Raw genomic sequence first — 16,672 nt, 5'->3', positions numbered from 1 at the left:
AGGGAACTGCCAGGCATCAAATAAAAGCGGAAGGCCCGGTCGAAAGACCGGGCCTTTTGTTTTATCTGTGGTCTGTCGGTAAGTGCTCTCCTGAGGAGGACAAATCCGCCGGGAGCGGATTTGAACGTTGCGCAGCAACGGCCCGGAGGGTGGCGGGCAGGACGCCCGCCATAAACTGCCAGGCATCAAACAAGTGAAAAAGCCCGTCCTGCCGGATGGGCTTTTTTGCGTCTGTACGAAATGAAACCTGTCGCCTTATGCGACCTCCAACTCTATCCCCTCGAACATATCTGAATCCTTTCTGTGCTAATTAAAACCGTGACTTATATCGCATAATTAATTATAACAATTATATAACATTTGGTTTACCAAAAAAGACACAACTAGCATTGATAAATTCACGCGATCCTTGGCAGGGGTATAATTCTAATGGCTGATAGCAGTGTAACTGAGAACGGGACGCTGACAGACGGCGATACCCGCCGTCGTATTTGGGCGATTGTCGGAGCATCATCAGGGAATCTGGTCGAATGGTTTGATTTCTATATCTATTCTTTCTGCTCTCTCTATTTTGCTCATATCTTTTTTCCATCAGGAAACACCACTACGCAACTCTTACAGACTGCCGGCGTTTTTGCCGCAGGCTTTCTGATGCGACCAATTGGCGGCTGGTTGTTTGGTCGCATCGCTGATAAGCACGGGCGCAAAAAATCCATGCTGCTGTCAGTTTGTATGATGTGTATGGGATCGCTGGTGATCGCTTGTCTTCCGGGGTATGAAACCATCGGTACCTGGGCTCCTGCGCTATTGCTACTGGCCAGACTATTTCAGGGACTGTCTGTCGGGGGCGAATACGGGACCAGCGCTACCTACATGAGTGAAGTGGCCATTGAAGGTAAGAAAGGTTTTTATGCTTCATTCCAGTACGTAACGTTAATTGGCGGGCAGCTATTGGCATTACTGGTTGTGGTCATTTTACAGCAAACCTTAGAAGATTCAGCGCTCAGAGAGTGGGGGTGGCGTATTCCATTTGCGCTGGGAGCCGTGTTAGCTATTGTCGCGCTATGGCTGCGTCGCCAGTTGGATGAAACCTCGAAACAGGACGTTCGCGCGCTGAAAGAAGCGGGCTCTCTGAAAGGTCTGTGGCGTAATCGCAAAGCCTTCATCATGGTGCTTGGCTTTACTGCTGCTGGCTCGCTGTGTTTTTACACCTTCACAACCTATATGCAGAAGTACCTGGTTAATACCGCAGGTATGCATGCCAACGTAGCCAGCGGGATTATGACGGCGGCACTGTGTGTGTTCATGCTGGTGCAACCATTGTTTGGCGCTTTGTCAGATAAAATTGGCCGACGTACTTCCATGCTATGCTTTGGCGCATTAGCTGCGATTTTCACCGTTCCCATTTTGACAGCATTGCAAAACGTGACGTCTCCGTATATGGCGTTTGCTCTGGTAATGTGCGCCTTGTTGATCGTGAGTTTCTATACGTCCATCAGCGGCATTCTGAAGGCTGAGATGTTTCCGGCGCAGGTGCGCGCACTGGGGGTTGGGTTATCTTATGCGGTGGCGAATGCTCTGTTTGGTGGTTCAGCCGAATATGTTGCCTTATCCCTGAAATCCATCGGTATGGAAACCACATTCTTCTGGTACGTTACCGCGCTGGCAGTCGTCGCATTTTTAGTATCGCTGATGCTGCATGGTAAGGGGAAAGGGCTGCGCCTCTAATGATGCGCCAGTTGCCAGACTGCATAGCCGGTTGAGGCGCCCGCAACATCCCAGGCAAAGTCCTTCCAGCTCCAGCCGCTCCCAGCGGGGCGGCTGTCCCACAGCTCTTTCGATGCGCCCAGGCTGATTGAGAACATCAAACCAATAGCCGCACTGCGATCTCGGTTGTTACCCTGATGCTGGGCATATTCGTTACCGGCTGCGGCAAGCATGGCGGAGGCAATAAAATGTTGAGCTTTGTCTTGTCCGCTCCAGCGGTCGTTTGCCATGTGGCTGCAGCCAGAAATAGCCAGGATACTGGTAAGAATAAACAGGCGCACCGTTGCCTCCATATGAAAAACCCCGTCAGTGACGGGGTTTTGGTTACAGAATACGGCTAATTAATCTGTCGATACGAATACGGCGTAGTCGACGGATCAGCTTACGCACTTTGACTGGATAGTCAGCAATGCTTTGCAGGTCGCGGTAGTGCTTAACCACGGTGGTATGCGTGCGGATAAGCTCCAGCTCTTTATCGCGCTGGGGCGCCAGCTCTTGCTTAGGATCGTGGATAAGGATGGCATTTTCCAGATCCAGACGCCAGGCTCGAGGATTAAGGTTGTTGCCGGTGAGCAGCATCCATTTATCATCAACCCACATACCTTTCAGATGATAAGTGTTGTCATCATCTTTCCATAAGCGCACGACTAACTGGTCGGTATTCACATAATATTGCAGTCTGCTCAGGAAACGGCGCAGGTTAATTTCATACAGATAGGGCAGCGCGCCGATGATTTTAAAAGGCTCATCTTCCGGGATGTAAAAGTCGTTGGCGGTTTTATCACCGACAATGATTTCGACCTTTTTCCCTTCACGCAGCAGCTGAATGATATTGCGCACCAGTATGGCGGGCAGATTGAAATAAGGGGTACAAATTGTGAGTTTGTGCTCTGCGCAGGGCATGAGGTGGAAAATAGTCTTATTTAACAGACTGGATTTTCCGAGTCCAACCAGAGGCGTAACAGAAAGCTGTTCATTATCCGCATCTCCCTGAAAATGGAATGACGCATCGCGCAGTTCCTGACGGTACAAGCGGATATCGTTTTTAATTTCCGGGCTTTTAGGGCGATTGATATCATCAAGACGATTAACGCCGCGACCATTCATCAGGTTTTGCGCCACCCAATTGAACATGATATCGGCCATTTGCGGGTTGCGAATCAACTGATAACGGTCGTAGCGATATTTATCATGCTGATGCAGATAAACATCGTTCAGGCTGGCGCCGCTATACAGGACGCTGTCATCGATGATAAAGCCTTTGAAATGCAGAACGCCAAGGGCTTCGCGCGTGTTAATCGGCACACCATAGACAGGAATATCGATACCGGGGTTTTCTTGCGCCATGCGGCAATACCAGTCAGCATTGGTATTAGATGCCGCAGCACCAATGCGCCCGCGCTGGGCTCGGTGCCAGTCGACAAGCACCCGGACATCCAGTTCAGGACGCTGCCGTTTTGCCGCATAGAGCGCGTCGAGTATGCCTTTGCCACCGTCATCCTGTTCCAGGTACAGCGCAATAATGCAGATCCGTCGCGTCGCGCTGGCGATTTTTTCCAGCAGAGTCTCCCTGAAATTAGCGGGAGCATAAAAGAAATCTACATCATCAACTGACTGAGAAATCTTGGGTAGTTGGGCAAGGTGTTGTTGATGTTTATTACGCTTAAATTTTGACAACATCACAGTGCATTTCTTCTCTGTTCATTGAAGGGTCCTCTGTGCTATGCAGACGACATAAGCGGGCAATGATACCACCAGTACCCATTAATGTGGTCAACATTTCCAGTACCTTACTCACGATTCCTCAAATTGGGCCAGATTAAGCGTTAGCCCAACAATCCCCTCTTCGAGTTGGACGTCAACAACGAACCCGAGTTTCCGGGCCAGGGCGACCATACCGCGATTGTTTGGCATCGTAATACCATTCAAACGTCTAAGTCCGTGATCTCGGGTATAGGCAATTAATTTTTCCATCAATCGGCGACCCAGTCCAAGTCCTTTGAGATCAGAACGAACCAGGACGGCAAACTCGGCATCTACGTTATCAGGATCCGAGATAGCTCGCGTCACGCCGAGGATCTCTTCATGATTATCTCTACAACGCACAGCGACAAAGGCCATTTCACGATCGTAGTCGATCTGTGTCATATTGGCTAAATCTTCATGGGTAAATTCGTTGATCTCACTAAAATAGCGATAATAAAGATCTTCTTTGGTTACCTGAGAAATGAACTGCTGCAGATGAGGTTCATCCTCTGGCAAAATGGGGCGGAACAGGCAGCGCTCGCCGTTCTTCAACTCAACCCACTCTTCAAGCTGATGAGGGTAGGGGCGTACAGCCAATCTGCTTTCGTTATCGCCTGTGAAAGGGGCAATGTCCAGCGTGACGTCCAGCGCGGTAAACTCACCGGCGGAGGCCAGCAGTGGGTGAATATCCAGACGCTGAATTTCCGGACAATCGACGATCAGGTTGGATACCTGCACCAGAAGCTGGCTCAGCCCGGCGATATCCAGTGGGCGTAGTGCGCTACGAGCGCGGATCTTCTTATTTTTGATCCCCTGGATAACCAGATAACGCGCCAGATTCATGTTCAATGGCGGCAATGCCACCACGGCTTGCTCTTCTGGTCGCCACTCAACCCCACCTTCACCCAGCATAATCAGCGGGCCAAATACCGGATCGTGTTCAACGACGACGCGAAGCTCCTGAGCGCCAGCGCGATTCGCCATGCTTTGCACTAATAAACCGTGGATGCGCGCCTGCGGCCAGGCCATTTTCACCCGATCAAAAATCGCATTCGCGGCCTGCTGTACCTCTGTTGCCGTACGCAGGTAGAGCATTACCCCCTGAACTTCCGATTTATGCGGGATATCAGGGGAACGCAGCTTGAGGGCCACCGGATAGCCGATCTGCTCTGCGATATGCACAGCTTCCGCGCTGTCGCTGGCGATCCAGGTCGGGAGCGTGTGTAAGCCATAAGCTTGTAAAATCGGCTGCACTTCATGGGTATCCAGCGATGTGGCCCCTTCGGCAATCGCCTGCTGTAACAGATTATGCGCCTCGGCGGTGTTAGTGGTCAGGTAGTCCGGTAGCGCAGGCGTTTCTCGCAGTTGCTTCTGGTTACGCCGATACTCGACCATATGCATAAACGCGGTGATGGTTCCTTCCGGTGTACGGTAGGTGGGCACCCCTGCTTCGCTAAATAGCCTACGGGCTTCCTGGGAAGAAAACTCCCCGCACCAGTTGGTTAGTAAGGAGATAAATTTCCCTCGAGGATGCTGCTTTACTGCTTCGATCAACGCTTGCGCGCTTTCGGTCCCGGGGGCGGCGGCGCTGGGCGAATGAATCACCATCAGCGCGTCGAAGTCCTGGCTGGTGAGCAAAATATCCAGCGTTTTTACATAATGTTCGCTACTGGCGTCGTCACGAAGATCCAACGGGTTGCCGATATCAACATGGGCTGGTAGCGCATCGCGTAATTTCTGGCAGGTATCTTCACTCAGCGTGGCGAGTTTGCCATTCTTCGACCATAGCTCATCCAATGCCAGTGCGGCAGGCGCGGCGCCGTTACTGATGATCATTAGTCTGTCACCACGCAGCGGGCGCATGTGACTCAGGGTTTCGACCGCCGAGAACAGCTCGTGAGTATCTTGCACGCGTAATAAACCGGCGCGCTGAATAGCCGCATCCCAGGCTGGGTCCATCCCTGCACTGGTGTGCAGTAAACGCTGCGCTGCCGGGCTGCGGCCACTCTTAATCACCAGAATGGGTTTATTGCGCGCGGCGCTACGGGCGGCAGAGACAAAGCGCCGGGCATCGCTCAAATGTTCGAGATAGAGCAATATTGCGCTGGTTTTGCTGTCGCGCGCCAGGTAATCCAGGAGCTCATCAACGTCGATATCCAGGCTGTCACCCAACGCGATAAAGTAAGAAAAGCCCATTTCTCTCTGCTGCGCCCAGTCGAGTATGGTATTGGATACGGCGGCGGATTGAGAGATAAAAGCCAGCTTGCCGCGCTTAATCGGGACGGGGGAAAAGCTGGCGTTAAGTCCCTGCCAGGGGGCGAGAAGTCCCAGACTGTTGGGACCCAGCAGGCGTATTTTATAGCGTGAGGCGCAGGCCAGCAGTTCTGCATGCTGGGCCGCGGGAGCCGAAAGAATAATGCAGGTTTTACAGCCTTTCTCGCCAAGCGCCTCGAGCAATGCCAGGTTACGGCTGGCATTGGTGCACAACACGGCGAGGTCGGGGCTAAAAGGCAAGCTGCTGATATTGGGCCAGGCCAGTACGCCCAATACCGCTTTCCAGGCGGGCGTCACCGGTAGAACAGGCCCATTGAAACCGCCGGCAAGCAGATTACGCATCATCAGGTAACCCGCGCGGTTAGGCTTCATCGACGCCCCAATCACCGCAATGGATTTCGGTCGCAGTAGTGCTTCCAGACCACGTTGACTCATATCGGCTTCCTTAATGACACCAGTGACCGAATGATTTTAAACGCTTTCTGTCGAGTCTGCTGTGACGCTTCCCTGATGTTGAGTTTTTCCTGCCAGGTAACGGGTTTTAAAGCGAGTGAAGTGATCGCTTAACCCTTCCGCAGCTTGCCTATCGCCAGCCAGATCCAGCAAAGCGATGGCGACTTCGGCAGTACAGTATTGCCCTTCGGCGTGAATACCACGCAGGTGATAAGCAGAAAGGCGCGATAAATCAACGGAGATCACCGGCAGGTTGTCGAGGTACGGGCTTTTGCGGAACATTTTACGCGCTTCCGGCCAGGTGCCATCGAGCATAATAAACAACGGCGGTTTGCCGGTCGGCGGCGTGAAAATCACTTCGCGCTCTTCGCCCGCATAGGAAGCCGGGAATACCACCATCGGCTGGTAATCAGGATTTTTCACCAGTTCAAGCAGCGCCTGCGGCGGTTCGGTGCGTGACCACTGAAAAGCCGCGGTATCGGGCAAAATATCGGCGATTAAACGTCCCGTGTTACTGGGCTTCATCGGCTCTGTATCAAACATGACCAGACAAAAACGGCTTTTGGCCTCAGACGGTACTAACGTTGCGCATAAGCAGAGCTTTAGCGGCAGCAGGCAGCGCTGGCAGCGACGAATACGGTTACCTCGGGCGAGGAAAGGACGCGTGGCGCGCGCGAGGCGCTCAGCGCGTAACTGAAGAACTGCGTTATCGGTCATGGGGGAACACGTTGAAAAACGCTATTGTCGCAGAGGTGAAAACGGGGCACAAGATGCGCCCCGCAGAGATTATAATGATTCGTTAAGCCAGCTATCAAACGGAGCCTTAGGTACGGCGCCATTAAGCATATCGACGATTTCACCTTTTCTGAAGATCATGATGGTCGGAATACTGCGGATGCCGAAGCGGGCGCTGAGTTCACGCTCGGCTTCTGTATTCACTTTAACAAAACGTACTTTACCGCTACGCTCTTCCGCGACATCTTCAAAAATTGGGGCAAAGTTACGGCATGGTCCGCACCAGGGGGCCCAAAAATCAACCACCACCGGGAGATCGTCTTTTAACAGTTTATCCAGTGTTTCACCGGTCGCATTGATCACATCCCCATCGAACAGGTCGTGACCACAGCGTCCGCATTTAGCCGCTTCCTGGACACGATCGTCGGGAATGCGGTTGATAGCCTGGCAGCTGGTACAAACGGTATTCATAACTAACCTCTGGATGAGTAGTGTGGACTTCATGGCAGTGACGCCAGTATGTTTCTATTATGTTACATATTATCGGGGAGTCTGTTCTAAACAACAATGCGTTTTATTCAATGAGTACAATAGTCCTTAGCTTTTAAATGAAATAATGGCTAACGACGTGCACATCGGGTAATCTGCGCGCTTCGCGCAGAGCAGGTGGAGAAAAACATGAGCGACGAACTGAAGAACAAAAACGGCAAGGTCAAAGTGATGTACGTCCGCAGTGACGATGACTCGGATAAACGCACCCAAAATCCACGTACTGGTAAAGGCGGCGGACGCCCCGGTACTTCCCGAGCCGAAGGCGGTCGTCGCCCTGCCCGTGATGACAGAAAGGGGCCGAACAGCGAACGCGGCCGTGAACGTGGTCGTGACCGCGATGCAGAACGCGATCGCAGACGTGAAGATTCACCATGGCGTACCGTGTCCCGCGCACCGAATGATGATGCTGAGGATAAAGCCGATCATGGTGGCATTAGCGGCAAGAGTTTTATCGATCCTGAAGTCTTACGTCGTCAGCGCGCGGAAGAAACCCGCGTTTACGGTGAAAATGCCTGTCAGGCTCTGTTCCAGAGTCGTCCGGACGCTATTGTTCGCGCCTGGTTCGTGCAGAGCGTCACCCCGCGCTTTAAAGAAGCATTACGCTGGATGGCGGCAAACCGTAAAGCCTACCATGTGGTTGATGAAGCTGAGCTGGCGAAAGCCTCCGGTACTGAGCACCATGGCGGTGTTTGTTTCCTGATCAAAAAACGTAACGGTACCACCGTTAAGCAGTGGGTGGGTCAGGCTGGGGCGCAGGACTGCGTACTGGCTCTGGAAGACATCGCTAACCCGCACAACCTGGGCGGAATGATGCGTAGCTGCGCCCACTTTGGTGTGAAAGGCGTGGTGGTACAGGATGCGGCGCTGCTGGAATCAGGTGCGGCAATCCGTACCGCTGAAGGTGGCGCAGAGCATGTTCAGCCGATCACCGGTGACAGCATTGTCGATGTGCTGGACGACTTCCGTAAGGCAGGTTACACGGTAGTGATGACCTCAAGCGTGAAAGGCAAACCGTTGTTTACTACCACGCTGCCGGAAAAAATGGTGCTGGTATTAGGGCGTGAGCGTGAAGCGCTGCCGGAAGCGGCATGCTCAGCCGACGACCTGTGCGTGGCGATTGACGGTACGGGTAACGTTGAAACGCTCAACGTATCTGTGGCAACCGGCGTACTGCTCGCGGAGTGGTGGCGTCAGAACAAAGCCTGATAATAAAAATGCCAGCGAATCGCTGGCATTTTTTTACTCACTTTCTGCAGGTAACACCGGCGTCCAGTCAATCGGTTTTTCACCTCGTTGTTCCAGCCATTCATTAGCCAGTACAAAGTGATTGCAGCCAAAGAAACCACGATGCGCGGAGAGCGGTGACGGGTGCGGCGCTTTCAACACATGGTGACGTTGGGTATCAATAATCGCGCCTTTCTTTTGTGCGTGTGAACCCCAGAGCAGGAAAACGACGCCTTCGCGATGCTGATTAATCAAGCTGATGACTTTATCGGTGAAGGTTTCCCAGCCCAGGCTGGCGTGCGAATGTGCCTGACCGGCGCGGACGGTGAGTACGGTATTCAGTAACAGCACCCCCTGACGTGCCCAGCTTTCCAGATAACCGTGCGTTGGGCGCGTGAAGCCAGGAATCGTCGCTTCCAGCTCTTTGTACATGTTCAGCAGCGATGGGGGAGTGGCAATACCCGGACGAACAGAGAACGCGAGACCGTGTGCCTGGCCTGGACCGTGGTAAGGATCCTGCCCCAGGATGACGACTTTCACGTCGCCAAGTTCGGTAAAGCGAAAAGCGTTAAACACATCTTTTTGCGGCGGGTAAATTGTCATACCCGACTGACGCTCGCCAGCGACAGTATGTAGCGTGTTAACAAAATAAGGCTGCTGTTTCTCATCTGCCAGCACATCGTGCCAGGTTAATTCGGTGGCCATCTCGCTCTCCTGCGAATTTTCAATCCCTCTAGCTTAACTGCTTCTTACCACGTCGCAAAATTCTGTACGTTTCTCAACGGCATGGGCCTTAAAGATAGTTGAAAATTTATGTAAAAAGTTTAGCTGTGTACGTGGCGTAAGTTGATGTAAAACAATAAAATCCACCTATCACCACTTTTCATGTGTGGTTTTTATTGATTTAAATCAAAGATTCAAGGGTGTGTGAGGGGTATATATACACTCAAGCAACAATGGTTTTACCAATTGGCCGGATGACGGCCAACCGAGATCAAATAATTTTGCCGGGGAGGCATCAAATGATTACAGGTATCCAGATTACTAAAGCTGCAAACGACGACCTGCTGAACTCTTTCTGGCTGCTGGACAGCGAAAAAGGCGAAGCACGCTGCATCGTTGCGAAAGCAGGTTTCAATGCGGATGACGTCGTTGCCGTCAGCAAACTGGGTGAAATCGAATACCGTGAAGTGCCGGTAGACGTGCAGCCGGAAGTTCGCGTGGAAGGTGGTCAGCACCTGAACGTGAATGTTCTGCGTCGCGAAACGCTGGAAGATGCGGTTAAGCATCCGGAAAAATATCCGCAGCTGACCATCCGTGTTTCTGGTTATGCGGTACGTTTCAACTCTCTGACCCCAGAACAGCAGCGCGACGTTATTGCTCGTACCTTTACTGAGAGCCTGTAAGGCTCGCGGGGAATAACCCCGTTTAGCAGAGAATCAAAAGCGGAAGATGCCAGCGCGTCTTCCGCTTTTTTATATCCGTTAGTAAAAAATTCGTACTGCGCAATACACTAACAGCAGCGCCAGAATGATATTCAACTGTCGGCCGTAACGGCGAAAGAGGCGCTGAAAAAGATGGCCTGCCAGCGCCCAACATGCATTACCAAAGGTGCCGATCAGCGCCAGCAGAATACTCACCCCAATCAGCCAGTGTGCATCCTGCGTATAGGGCAGTACGAACGTGGATAACGCGGTAATGCCGTACAAAATGATTTTGACGTTAACAAACTGCAAGCCAAAACTCGCCCAGAAGCCGATCGGTTCGGACTGCAAATTATCGTTTGCCGCCGGGCTGGTGGCGATTTTCAATGCCAGCCACAAGATATATGCCGCGCCTGCCCAACTGAGCCAGTGGATGATGGCAGGATCCATCGCGGCAAGCGAAAACGAAATCCCGGCGCATATCAGCATGACGATTAAAAAGCCCAGACTCATCCCGGCAAGCACGCGCGTGCTCTGGCGAAAACCGTGTGACGTCGCAGCACTGAGCGCAAGGATGTTATTTGGGCCGGGGGTTAGCGCGGTAATCAATGTATAGGTCCAGAATGCGCTTAAAAGTATGGGGGTCACTTGTTATCTCCTCTGTTTTGGTAGACAGTACCCGAGTCAAAACATTTAAAAAAATGAATGTTTTTGCATTCTGAGTTCGATATTTTCGATGGGTTGGTGCGGATGGATTTACGTCGGTTTATTACGTTAAAAACGGTGGTGGAAGAGGGGTCGTTCCTGCGGGCGTCACAAAAGCTTTGTTGTACGCAATCGACCGTGACGTTTCATATTCAACAGCTTGAGCAAGAGCTTTCGGTGCAGCTGTTCGAAAAAATTGGCCGCAGAATGTGTCTCACCAGTGAGGGCAAACGGTTGATGCCGCATATACACGACCTGACCCGCGTGATGGCATCGATTCGTCAGTCAGCGCAGCAGGATGCGCAGCCGAGCGGCGATCTACGCGTTGCGACCGGCGAAACGCTGCTGGCGTATAAAATGCCGCAGGTTCTACAGCGATTTAAACAACGCGCGCCTCATGTGCGGTTGTCCTTACAGTCGCTCAACTGCTATGTCATTCGCGATGCGTTGCTCGGTGATGAGGTTGATCTGGGCGTGTTTTATCGTGTTGGTAATGATGATGCACTTGAGATGATACCGCTGGGCGATCAGTCACTGGTGCTGGTTGCGTCGCCTCTGCTGCAGCACGTTGATTTCACCCGGCATCACCAGCACATTCCCTGCAGCTTTATCATTAATGAACCGCAATGTATTTTCAGACAACGCTTCGAAGGGCTACTGCGTAAGCGTCATATTACGCTGGAAAATACGATTGAGTTGTGGAGTATTGAGAGCATCAAGCACTGCGTATCGGCAAATCTTGGCGTCAGTTTTTTGCCGCGTTTTGCCGTTGAGAAGGAGCTCCGTTCAGGGGAATTGGTTGAGTTACCGTTCAGCGAACAGCCGGAGTTAATTACGGCATTGTGCGGTTACCATGCTGGAAAAGTCGTTAGCCCGGCGATGCGGGTGTTTATTGAGTGTATTGAAGAGAGCTTTGCGACGCATGAAAAAATGCCGGGCTAAACGGCCCGGCATACGGTTTTACTCTTTGTCGGACTGCTGGGGAGCCGTTCCGCTCGGCTTACGACGCTTGCCGATATTTTTGGCGTCGCGGTGACGTTTCTTCACGCGCGGTTTCTCTTTTTCTTTGGCTTTTTGCTCGGCGCGCTTCGCCAGCACTTTCTTGGACGGCTTGCCGTTAGATTTCTCACTTGGCGCGCGAGTTGTCGGACGCAGTTCGTCAATAACGCGCGCCTTCAGCGGTTCGTCGATATAGCGGCTCGCTTTACCAAGCAGCAGGTGGTCGTGCGCTTCAACCAGAGAAATCGCGGTACCTTTACGGCCAGCGCGGCCGGTACGGCCAATGCGGTGTAGATAGGCATCACCACTGCGCGGCATGTCGTAGTTAAACACGTGGCTAACATCAGGAATGTCGATCCCGCGAGCGGCAACATCGGTCGCAACCAGTACGTTCACACGACCATCGGTCAGGCGTTTGATCGCTTCGTTACGCTTGATCTGTACCATCTCGCCTTCGAGATAGCAGTTATTAATGCCAGCCTGGCGCAGCCAGCCTGCCAGCTCGTGCACACGCTCACGCTTACGTACAAAAACAATCGAACGGGTCGCTTCCGGCTGTTTTAACAGATGGATCAGCAGAGCCGTTTTGTGCTCGATGTCATCGGCACGGTAGTAAAATTGATGGATCTTCTTGCGTTCGCGGGTCGAGGGATCCGCCGAAACCTCAACCGGATCCTCCAGCAGGCGCTCGGCAAAATCTTTAATCGCGTCGCCTTCCAGCGTGGCAGAGAATAACATCGTCTGCTTACGCCAGCGGGTTTCACCGGCGATATGTTCGATGTCCTGGGCAAAGCCCATGTCCAGCATACGGTCTGCCTCATCGAGGATCAGCGTTTCAACCGCGTGGCAGTCGAAATTCTCTTCTTTGATGTATTGCAGCAGGCGACCGGTGGTGGCGACCACGATATCCTGGTTTTCGCTAAAGACTTCCATATGGTTCATGTAAGCCACGCCGCCGGTAATTGTGGCGATATCCAGATGCGTATTCTTCGCCAGTTCACGGGCGTGGTCGGCAACCTGCATCGCCAGTTCGCGCGTTGGCGTCAGAATTAAAATGCGCGGTGGGCCAGATTTTTTGCGCGGGAAGTCGAGCAGGTGCTGCAACGCTGGCAGCAAATATGCCGCCGTTTTACCGGTGCCTGTCGGCGCAGAACCGAGTACATCACGGCCATCGAGCGCAGGCGGAATGGCGGCAGCCTGAATGGCGGTCGGGCGAGTGAAACCTTTTTCCTGGAGGGCATCCAGAAGGCTTTCATCGAGTTCAAGTTCGGAAAAAGTCGTTACAGTCATGTTCTACCTCTGTGTGGGGCGCTGATTATAGACGTTACGGCTGCAATCTTCATCTGTTTGTATGGATATAGCTTCTCAGGTATTGTTTTTATCCTATGTTATCGTCTTTTTTCCCCAGGAAGGTTGTTCTCCATGCCCCAGTCTACATCCGTACTTAGACGTAATGGATTTACATTTAAGCAGTTTTTTGTGGCGCATGATCGTTGTGCGATGAAAGTCGGAACGGACGGTATTTTATTAGGGGCCTGGGCCCCCGTTGCGGGCGTAAAACGGATCCTGGATATTGGTACCGGGAGCGGCCTGTTGGCGTTGATGCTGGCCCAGCGTACTGATGAAAATGTCATCATTGACGCCGTGGAGCTTGATGTTGACGCCGCGCAGCAGGCGCAGGAGAACATCGCGCAATCTCCGTGGATGCATCGCGTCAGCGTTCATACAGCAGATGCGCAGCAATGGATACCACGCCAGACCGTGCGTTTTGATTTGATTATCAGCAATCCACCTTATTATGAACAGGGAGTGGAATGCGCCACGCCGCAGCGCGAGCAGGCACGTTACACGACCGCGCTCGATCATGAAGCATTGCTGGCGCTGGCGGCGGGGAGTATTACAGAAGATGGTTTTTTTTGTGTCGTGCTGCCGGAACAAATTGGTAACGCCTTTACCCAGCAGGCATTAAGTATGGGCTGGCATTTGCGTTTACGTACGGATGTGGCAGAAACTGAGGCCCGGCTACCACATCGTGTATTGTTGGCATTCTCCCCGCAGGCCGGGGGTGCTTTAGCGACAGGTTGGTTATCCGTGGGCCAGACCAACGTTACTCTGAAGGTTACACGGCGCTGACCCAGGCGTTTTATCTGTTTATGTGATGACTTAGCGGCGAGAGGATGGACGGGCCTGACTCGGGAAGTTGTTCAGGATAATCCAGCGTGTAGTGCAGGCCCCGACTCTCTTTGCGCATCATTGCGCAGCGTACAATCAGCTCGGCAACCTGCACCAGGTTGCGCAGTTCCAGCAAATTGTTCGACACGCGGAAATGGGCGTAATACTCGTCGATTTCCTGTTGCAGCATGGTGATACGGCGCAGCGCGCGCTCCAGGCGCTTAGTCGTACGCACAATCCCGACGTAGTCCCACATAAATAAGCGCAGCTCATGCCAGTTATGCTGAATCACCACCAACTCATCCGGATTTTCCACACGACTTTCATCCCAGGCGGGAAGTGTGTTGACACCGCGTGCGTAAGGCATTCGCCTGTCGATATCTTCAGCGGCTGACCAGCCGTAAACCAGGCACTCAAGCAATGAGTTCGACGCCATACGGTTGGCGCCATGCAGGCCGGTATAGCTCACTTCGCCGATGGCATACAGACCGTCGACATCCGTGCGGCCAAAGTCATCAACCATCACGCCGCCGCAGGTATAGTGCGCGGCAGGGACGATAGGGACCGGCTCTTTGGTCAAATCGATGCCCAGTCCCAGCAGTTTTTCATAAATCATCGGGAAATGCTGACGAACAAATGCTTCCGGTTTATGGCTGATGTCGAGGAACATGCAGTCAGCGCCCAGACGCTTCATCTCATGGTCAATGGCACGGGCGACGATATCGCGGGGAGCCAGTTCGCCACGCTCGTCAAAATCGGGCATAAAGCGCGAGCCGTCCGGGCGCTTCAGGTGCGCGCCTTCGCCACGCAGCGCCTCGGTCAGCAGGAAATTGCGCGCCTGCGGATGATACAGCGCCGTTGGATGAAATTGGTTAAATTCAAGATTGGCGACACGACATCCCGCGCGCCAGGCCATCGCAATCCCGTCCCCCGAGGAGATATCCGGATTGGTAGTGTACTGATACACTTTTGACGCGCCGCCGGTAGCTAACACCACTGACTTCGCATGGCAGGTTTCGACAGCTTCTTTATTACGATTCCAGATCCAGGCCCCAACAACCCGACGCGTTCCCGGCAGGCCGATTTTATCAGAGACAATCAGATCGACGGCATTACTGCGCTCTAGAACCTGTATGTTAGGATGATTTTGCGCCTGGCTGACAAGGGTGGTTTCGACTTCTTTACCGGTAGCATCCGCAGCATGCAGAATGCGTCGATGACTATGACCGCCTTCACGGGTCAGGTGATAACTCTCTTCACCGTTGGGCTGAACCTGCGTATCAAATAACACACCCTGATCGATAAGCCACTGCACACAGGTGCGGGCATTGCTGGCGACAAACTCTACCGCATGACGATCGCAAAGTCCGGCCCCGGCAACCAGCGTATCTTCAACGTGGGAGTCGATACTGTCGGTTTCATCGAAAACCGCGGCAATACCACCCTGAGCATAAAACGTCGAGCCTTCGCTAACAGGACCTTTGCTCAGTACAATAACCTGATGTTTCTCAGCCAGCCGCAGCGCCAGCGAGAGTCCGGCAGCTCCGCTGCCAATGATCAGCACGTCACAGGATAATTCAGGAGTTGTATTCATAATGTTTGTTTAATTTACTAAACAGTGTTTGCTCACAATAGCACCAGAATACGCGTTGCTGCACGTTTTATTTTTAAATGTGTTGCAATGGCTAAACATGAAAGAAAAAGTATGACGAGGCCGAAATGAGCAAAATTATTTTGTGAAGCAGGCCGTTAGCATCAGATTATGTGATGAAATAAAGTGGCCGTTGGGTTACTCTGCAAGCGGTGAAATGGGCATTTCTTACAGATAGTGCGTTGATCGGGTTATGTAGACTTATAATGAGAGATAAGACCTGTCTACAACATGACAAACAAAAAACAAATGCGTAACGGAACTTTACGAAACTTGAGCACTCTAAGCATTTGCTTGCTCATAGTGAAGCTTATGGAGTGGCGTTTCGACAGCGCGTGGAAATTTGGTTTGGGGAGACTTTACCTCGGATGAGCGAGCAGTTAACGGACCAGGTCCTGGTAGAACGGGTCCAGAAGGGAGATCAGAAAGCCTTTAACCTACTGGTAGTCCGCTATCAGCATAAGGTGGCGAGTCTGGTTTCTCGCTATGTACCGTCGGGCGATGTACCCGATGTAGTACAAGAAGCATTTATCAAGGCCTATCGTGCGCTGGACTCGTTCCGGGGGGATAGTGCTTTTTATACCTGGCTGTATCGTATCGCAGTCAATACAGCGAAGAATTACCTGGTCGCTCAGGGGCGTCGTCCACCTTCCAGTGATATAGATGCGATTGAAGCAGAAAACTACGAAAGTGGCGGTGCACTGAAAGAAATTTCGAACCCTGAGAACTTAATGTTGTCAGAAGAACTGAGACAGATAGTTTTCCGAACTATTGAGTCCCTCCCGGAAGATTTACGCATGGCAATAACCTTGCGGGAGCTGGATGGCCTGAGCTATGAAGAGATAGCCGCTATCATGGATTGTCCGGTAGGTACGGTGCGTTCACGTATCTTCCGAGCGAGGGAAGCTATTGATAATAAAGTTCAACCGCTTATCAGGCGTTGACGATAGCGGGATACTGGAAAAGGTAT

Annotated in this window: 14 protein-coding genes and 2 pseudogenes; 7 read left to right on the top strand and 9 right to left on the bottom strand. The window is 52.3% G+C overall.

Annotated features, from left to right (window positions below; all coding sequences use genetic code 11):
* The first annotated feature begins 429 nt into the window (after positions 1-429).
* A complete protein-coding gene (locus tag OGV69_RS22800) occupies positions 430-1,728 on the top strand; it encodes an MFS transporter (protein ID WP_061382224.1) in 1,299 nt (432 codons plus the stop codon).
* On the opposite strand, the gene OGV69_RS22795 is transcribed toward OGV69_RS22800, so the two are convergent.
* From OGV69_RS22795 to trxC, 5 genes are all read right to left on the bottom strand, one after another.
* Positions 1,725-2,060, bottom strand: coding sequence for a YfiM family lipoprotein (locus OGV69_RS22795; protein ID WP_202416123.1), 336 nt, complete (start codon positions 2,058-2,060; stop codon positions 1,725-1,727). The genes OGV69_RS22800 and OGV69_RS22795 overlap by 4 nt on opposite strands.
* 31 nt (positions 2,061-2,091) lie before the next feature.
* Positions 2,092-3,447 (bottom strand): CDP-diacylglycerol--serine O-phosphatidyltransferase, encoded by a 1,356-nt coding sequence (gene pssA, locus OGV69_RS22790; protein ID WP_061382223.1) that lies wholly within the window; start codon positions 3,445-3,447, stop codon positions 2,092-2,094.
* A 114-nt stretch (positions 3,448-3,561) separates the two neighbouring features.
* Entirely contained in the window at positions 3,562-6,222 is a 2,661-nt protein-coding gene (locus OGV69_RS22780; protein ID WP_069324429.1) for a bifunctional acetate--CoA ligase family protein/GNAT family N-acetyltransferase, read from the bottom strand.
* A gap of 36 nt (positions 6,223-6,258) precedes the next feature.
* Complete coding sequence (gene tapT / locus OGV69_RS22775) at positions 6,259-6,957, bottom strand: tRNA-uridine aminocarboxypropyltransferase (protein WP_069324430.1); 699 nt, start codon at positions 6,955-6,957, stop codon at positions 6,259-6,261.
* Positions 6,958-7,026: 69 nt separating this feature from the next.
* Entirely contained in the window at positions 7,027-7,446 is a 420-nt protein-coding gene (gene trxC, locus OGV69_RS22770) for a thioredoxin TrxC (RefSeq protein WP_069324431.1), read from the bottom strand.
* Positions 7,447-7,653: 207 nt separating this feature from the next.
* Here trxC and OGV69_RS22765 point away from each other — a divergent pair, with 207 nt between their 5' ends.
* Complete coding sequence (locus OGV69_RS22765; RefSeq protein ID WP_038642726.1) at positions 7,654-8,733, top strand: tRNA/rRNA methyltransferase; 1,080 nt, start codon at positions 7,654-7,656, stop codon at positions 8,731-8,733.
* Positions 8,734-8,766: 33 nt separating this feature from the next.
* Here OGV69_RS22765 and ung read toward each other — a convergent pair whose 3' ends face one another.
* Positions 8,767-9,456 (bottom strand): uracil-DNA glycosylase, encoded by a 690-nt coding sequence (gene ung, locus OGV69_RS22760; protein ID WP_042306632.1) that lies wholly within the window; start codon positions 9,454-9,456, stop codon positions 8,767-8,769.
* 317 nt (positions 9,457-9,773) lie between these two features.
* On the opposite strand from ung, the gene grcA reads away from it, so the two are divergent.
* Positions 9,774-10,157, top strand: coding sequence for an autonomous glycyl radical cofactor GrcA (grcA, locus tag OGV69_RS22755; protein ID WP_005121223.1), 384 nt, complete (start codon positions 9,774-9,776; stop codon positions 10,155-10,157).
* A gap of 78 nt (positions 10,158-10,235) precedes the next feature.
* Here the strand turns inward: grcA and eamB are convergent, their stop codons facing one another.
* The gene (gene eamB, locus OGV69_RS22750; protein ID WP_038642722.1) at positions 10,236-10,823 is read right to left on the bottom strand and encodes a cysteine/O-acetylserine transporter; all 588 of its coding nucleotides are present in this window, start codon (positions 10,821-10,823) and stop codon (positions 10,236-10,238) included.
* Positions 10,824-10,925: 102 nt separating this feature from the next.
* On the opposite strand from eamB, the gene OGV69_RS22745 reads away from it, so the two are divergent.
* On the top strand, positions 10,926-11,822 hold the full coding sequence (locus OGV69_RS22745) for a LysR family transcriptional regulator (RefSeq protein ID WP_114140338.1): 897 nt from the start codon (positions 10,926-10,928) through the stop codon (positions 11,820-11,822).
* 18 nt (positions 11,823-11,840) lie between these two features.
* Here the strand turns inward: OGV69_RS22745 and srmB are convergent, their stop codons facing one another.
* Positions 11,841-13,169: an ATP-dependent RNA helicase SrmB gene (gene srmB / locus OGV69_RS22740; protein ID WP_038642718.1), complete on the bottom strand. Its 1,329-nt coding sequence runs from the start codon at positions 13,167-13,169 to the stop codon at positions 11,841-11,843.
* Positions 13,170-13,301: 132 nt separating this feature from the next.
* Here srmB and trmN point away from each other — a divergent pair.
* A pseudogene (gene trmN, locus OGV69_RS22735) lies at positions 13,302-14,038 on the top strand (tRNA(1)(Val) (adenine(37)-N(6))-methyltransferase TrmN).
* Here the strand turns inward: trmN and nadB are convergent.
* Positions 14,023-15,645 (bottom strand): L-aspartate oxidase, encoded by a 1,623-nt coding sequence (gene nadB, locus OGV69_RS22730; protein WP_038642714.1) that lies wholly within the window; start codon positions 15,643-15,645, stop codon positions 14,023-14,025. The pseudogene trmN and the gene nadB overlap by 16 nt on opposite strands.
* Positions 15,646-15,908: 263 nt before the next feature.
* Here nadB and rseD point away from each other — a divergent pair.
* Together rseD and rpoE are read left to right on the top strand one after the other, a co-directional pair.
* Positions 15,909-16,074: pseudogene (rseD, locus tag OGV69_RS22725) on the top strand (rpoE leader peptide RseD).
* On the top strand, positions 16,071-16,646 hold the full coding sequence (gene rpoE / locus OGV69_RS22720) for an RNA polymerase sigma factor RpoE (RefSeq protein ID WP_003037573.1): 576 nt from the start codon (positions 16,071-16,073) through the stop codon (positions 16,644-16,646). The pseudogene rseD and the gene rpoE overlap by 4 nt, the downstream one beginning before the upstream one ends.
* The last annotated feature ends 26 nt before the right edge of the window (positions 16,647-16,672 follow it).

The organism is Citrobacter sp. Cc139, from assembly GCF_030334645.1.
GTDB lineage: Bacteria > Pseudomonadota > Gammaproteobacteria > Enterobacterales > Enterobacteriaceae > Citrobacter > Citrobacter werkmanii.
The sequence above is the reverse complement of the archived record's forward strand: the minus strand, read 5'-3'. Positions and strand labels throughout refer to the sequence as shown.

What these genes read in the sequence shown, in the direction of transcription:
- tapT (WP_069324430.1), bottom strand. Translation starts at nt 6,957, where the DNA reads ATGACCGATAACGCAGTTCTTCAGTTACGCGCTGAGCGCCTCGCGCGC.
- srmB (WP_038642718.1), bottom strand. Translation starts at nt 13,169, where the DNA reads ATGACTGTAACGACTTTTTCCGAACTTGAACTCGATGAAAGCCTTCTG.
- OGV69_RS22780 (WP_069324429.1), bottom strand. Translation starts at nt 6,222, where the DNA reads ATGAGTCAACGTGGTCTGGAAGCACTACTGCGACCGAAATCCATTGCG.
- OGV69_RS22795 (WP_202416123.1), bottom strand. Translation starts at nt 2,060, where the DNA reads ATGGAGGCAACGGTGCGCCTGTTTATTCTTACCAGTATCCTGGCTATT.
- grcA (WP_005121223.1), top strand. Translation starts at nt 9,774, where the DNA reads ATGATTACAGGTATCCAGATTACTAAAGCTGCAAACGACGACCTGCTG.
- nadB (WP_038642714.1), bottom strand. Translation starts at nt 15,645, where the DNA reads ATGAATACAACTCCTGAATTATCCTGTGACGTGCTGATCATTGGCAGC.
- OGV69_RS22745 (WP_114140338.1), top strand. Translation starts at nt 10,926, where the DNA reads ATGGATTTACGTCGGTTTATTACGTTAAAAACGGTGGTGGAAGAGGGG.
- ung (WP_042306632.1), bottom strand. Translation starts at nt 9,456, where the DNA reads ATGGCCACCGAATTAACCTGGCACGATGTGCTGGCAGATGAGAAACAG.
- OGV69_RS22800 (WP_061382224.1), top strand. Translation starts at nt 430, where the DNA reads ATGGCTGATAGCAGTGTAACTGAGAACGGGACGCTGACAGACGGCGAT.
- pssA (WP_061382223.1), bottom strand. Translation starts at nt 3,447, where the DNA reads ATGTTGTCAAAATTTAAGCGTAATAAACATCAACAACACCTTGCCCAA.
- OGV69_RS22765 (WP_038642726.1), top strand. Translation starts at nt 7,654, where the DNA reads ATGAGCGACGAACTGAAGAACAAAAACGGCAAGGTCAAAGTGATGTAC.
- trxC (WP_069324431.1), bottom strand. Translation starts at nt 7,446, where the DNA reads ATGAATACCGTTTGTACCAGCTGCCAGGCTATCAACCGCATTCCCGAC.
- rpoE (WP_003037573.1), top strand. Translation starts at nt 16,071, where the DNA reads ATGAGCGAGCAGTTAACGGACCAGGTCCTGGTAGAACGGGTCCAGAAG.